Origin of the sequence: Dietzia sp. DQ11-38-2, from assembly GCF_014145055.1 — a bacterium.
In the GTDB taxonomy this organism is placed as follows: Bacteria; Actinomycetota; Actinomycetes; order Mycobacteriales; family Mycobacteriaceae; genus Dietzia.
Genome location: NZ_JAALDW010000251.1, coordinates 1 through 3,649, shown reverse-complemented (window position 1 = coordinate 3,649; position 3,649 = coordinate 1). Strand labels below are relative to the sequence as shown.

Below are 3,649 nucleotides of genomic sequence, written 5' to 3'. Positions count from 1 at the left end.
TGAGCCAGTCCACGAGGTCGGCCACGTACTCCCGGTGGGGTGGGGCGGCGTCCGGGGGATCGCAGGCCCGCACCGCGAGTTCGGCGGTGAGCATCACGATGAGCTGCCGGACCCGGTGGCCGGCGAGGTCCCGTCCGCAGCGGGCGGTGGCGGCGGACACGAGCATCTCGAGCTGGTCATGCAGTGCGGTGCCGGCGACCGGTCGGTCGGTCAGGGTGCGGTCGACCTCGGCGAGCGCCCCGACCTGGGCGATCACCCGGAGGGTGCACCGGCCCTCGTCGTCGTCCAACAGGTCCGCCAGCGGCGACACCACCGCCCGGACGATCTCCGCCAGGTCGGGGGCCGATGACGGGGCCGACGACGCCCACCTCTGCAGATCGGCCCGACGTTCGTCCTCCATACGCAGGACCCCGCGGAGCAGCACGTCCTCCAGCAGGCCCATGCGGCCCCCGAAGTGGTAGTTGATCGCCGAGTCGTTGCCCTGGCCGGCGTCGCCGACGATGTCGCGGATCCGTGCGGTCCTCCATCCGTCGGAGGCGAAGCGCCGCAGTCCGGCCTGGTACAAGGCCTCCCGGGTGGCGGACGAGCGGGGCCGGGGTGACAGGGCGGTGGAGCGGGGCACCCGCCCGAGTCTAGATCCCCTCTTCCGAGCTTTTAACAGGTCGTGTTAACTGGGGCCATGACCCGTACAGTGCAGTCCGGTCGCGACTCGGCACCGCCCGCGCCCACACCGCCCGAACCCGGCTTCGATCCGTTCGACCGCGCCCACCTGGCCGACCCCTATCCCGGCTACCGGTGGCTGCGCGAGACCGACCCGGTCCACCACCACCGCGGGGACGGCACCGCGGCGCACCCGGACTTCTGGGCGCTGTCGCGTTATGCCGACGTGGACGCCGCCGTCTGTGACCCGGCGACGTTCTCCTCGGCCAGCGGTCTGACCTTCTACCGGGACGAGATCGAGACGCTGGGGCTGGCCCCGACCATCGTCATGATGGATCCCCCCGAGCACTCCGCGAAGCGGCGACTGCTGGCCACGGCGTTCTCTCCCAGGCGCGTCGCCGAGGCCGAGCCGCTCATCCGCGACTTCGCCCGCGGGAGACTGGCGGAGATGGCCGCGAGGGACGACGGCGACGAGGTGGTCGACCTGCACCGGGACTTCAGTTCGCAGATCCCCACGCATCTGCTGGCCCACCTGTTCGACCTGCCGGAAGCGGACAAGCCGAGCTTCGGCCCGTGGGTCAGCGCGCTGACGACCCTGCAGGAGGAGGGGTTCCGCCCGGCGGGGCTGGAGGACGGGGCGGTCTCGGCGGTGGCGGAGATGTTTGGATACTTCGGTGAGCTCATCACCGACCGGCGCGCGTCCCCGGGCGGGGACCTCATCTCGGCGCTGACGCAGGCCGAGATCGACGGCGAGCGGCTGGACGACTGGGACATCCTCGGGTTCTGCTTCGTGATCGTGGCCGGCGGCAACGACACCACCGGCAACCTCATCTCGCACACCGTCTCGCTCCTGGACGCACATCCGCAGCAGAGGGACCTGGTCGTGGCGGACCCGGGACTGATCCCCGGCGCGCTGACCGAATGCTTGCGCTTCGAGTCCAGCGTGCAGGCGCTCGCGCGGACGACCACGCGCGAGGTGACCGTGGGCGGGGTGACGATCCCCGCGGGGGAGAAGGTGATGATGCTCTACGGTTCGGCCAACCGCGACGAGCGTGAGTTCGGACCCACCGCCGAGGAGCTCGACATCCGCCGTGAGACCACCGGGCACCTGGGGTTCGCCCGCGGCCCTCACTTCTGCATCGGCTCGCACTTCGCGCGGCTCCAGGCGCGGATCGCCGTCGAGGAGCTCTACGCGGCCCACCCGTCCGTCACGGTGGACCGGGGCGGGGCCGTGAGGGCGCTCTCTCCGTTCACCAGAGGGTTCCATTCGCTGCCCGCGACGGGGTTCGCCGTTGCGCCGAGCTGACCCGCTCGCCGCGATCATGTCCGCGAGCGCGTCTCGCGACGGGGTTCCGGACAGGGTGTCACGGGTGGGAGGCGGGGTGGGATCCGGGGTTGATCGGCGGTGAGAACCCGCCGCCACAGTGCTCACATAAGAGTAAGGTCACCACGTATAGGCGGATGCGCCGTCTCGGGTGGGTCCGCACACTGCTGCACGAGGACTCATCATGGGAACTTCACACGCCACCCCGTCCGGTCCCTCCTCGACCCCCGTCCACGGCCCTCCGCGGACCCGCCCCCTGAACTGGGTCCTGCTCGTCGCCGGGGTCCTGCTGGCCGTGTTCGGCCTCGGCATGACAGCGGCCGGGGCGGCGATCCTGGTAGCCGACGCCTCCCAGCGGGACGGGCAGTACGCGTTCACCGACACCGACCGCCTCCAGACCGTGGGCCACGCCATCACGACCGCGCCCCTGACGATCCATGTCGACGAGGGAGCCACCGTCGGGCCCTACGGTCTCGACGACCTGATCAGCCTCCGACTCCGCGCGACCCCGGTGGTCCCCGGCCAGGACGTGTTCCTCGGTATCGCGGACGCATCCGACGTCTCTGCCTATCTCCGCGATGTCCCCCACGCGGTGATCGGTGACCAGCCGTGGGATCCCGGATACTCCGCGGGCCCCACATATGACTGGGGATCGGGGATGTGGGGATCGGGGAACGACGCCGAGACGGCCCTCGACGAGGTGCCGGGCACCCGTGCCCCCGAACCTCCTGCCGACCAGGACTTCTGGGCCCAGTCCACGACGGGTGCAGAGCAGCAGACCCTCACCGTCGACCTGCGGTCCGGCGACTGGGTGGTCGTGGTGATGAACGCCGACGGCTCCCGCCCCGTGTGGGTCGACGTCCAGGTGGGCGCACACACCGAGGTGTTCGGACTCGCCGGGCCCGGTGTTCTCATCGCCGGACTCGTGGCGTTGGCGCTGGGGCTGCCGCTGATCCTCGTGGCGACCGCGGGGCTGGGCCGGGACATCGACCGGCACGCCGACCCCGACGCCCTTCCCGGGGCCGGTGCGGGCGCTCTTCCCGCCGGCGTGGGTCCCGATCCGCTGCGTCTGACCGGGCACCTGGACCCGCAGGTGTCCCGCGGTCTGTGGTTGATCAAGTGGCTGCTGGCGATCCCGCACTACATCGTGCTGGCCCTGCTGTGGTTCGCGCTGGTCGTCACCACGGTCGCCGCGGGACTGGTGGTGCTGTTCACCGGCCGCTACCCGCGGGCGTGGTTCGCCTACAGCGTCGGAGTGCTGCGGTGGAACTGGCGCGTCGGGTTCTACGCCTACTCCGTGCTCGGGACGGACCGGTACCCGCCCTTCTCGCTGGCGCCGACCGACTATCCGGCCGGATTGGACGTGGCCTATCCCGAGCGGCTCTCGCGCGGCCTGGTGCTGGTCAAGTGGTGGTTGCTGGTGATCCCGCACCTGTTGATCGTGGGCATCCTCACCGGCGGCGGGGCGGCCCTGACCAGAGCCTCGGAGTACGGGGGCGCCGAGTGGAACATCTCGCTGGTCGGCCTGCTCGTGCTGATCGCCGCGATCGGGTTGCTGTTCACCGGCCGCTACCTGCCCCGGCTCTTCGACCTCATCGTGGGCCTGAACCGCTGGGTGTACCGGGTCGGCTCGTACGTGTTGCTCCTACGCGACGAGTACCCGCC

General features: G+C 71.0%; 2 protein-coding genes and 1 pseudogene. 2 read left to right on the top strand and 1 reads right to left on the bottom strand.

Annotation, left to right across the window (positions count from 1 at the left end; genetic code table 11):
• A pseudogene (locus tag G6026_RS09325) lies at positions 1-622 on the bottom strand (hypothetical protein); the annotation flags it as partial.
• Positions 623-679: 57 nt separating this feature from the next.
• On the opposite strand from G6026_RS09325, the gene G6026_RS09320 reads away from it, so the two are divergent.
• Together G6026_RS09320 and G6026_RS09315 are read left to right on the top strand one after the other, a co-directional pair.
• Positions 680-1,966, top strand: coding sequence for a cytochrome P450 (locus tag G6026_RS09320; RefSeq protein ID WP_206681834.1), 1,287 nt, complete (start codon positions 680-682; stop codon positions 1,964-1,966).
• 202 nt (positions 1,967-2,168) lie between these two features.
• On the top strand, positions 2,169-3,649 hold a 1,481-nt coding region (locus G6026_RS09315; protein WP_241727998.1), incomplete at its 3' end, for a DUF4389 domain-containing protein.

Excerpts from the sequence above, each read along its gene's own strand:
- G6026_RS09320 (WP_206681834.1), top strand. The coding sequence starts at position 680 with ATGACCCGTACAGTGCAGTCCGGTCGCGACTCGGCACCGCCCGCGCCC.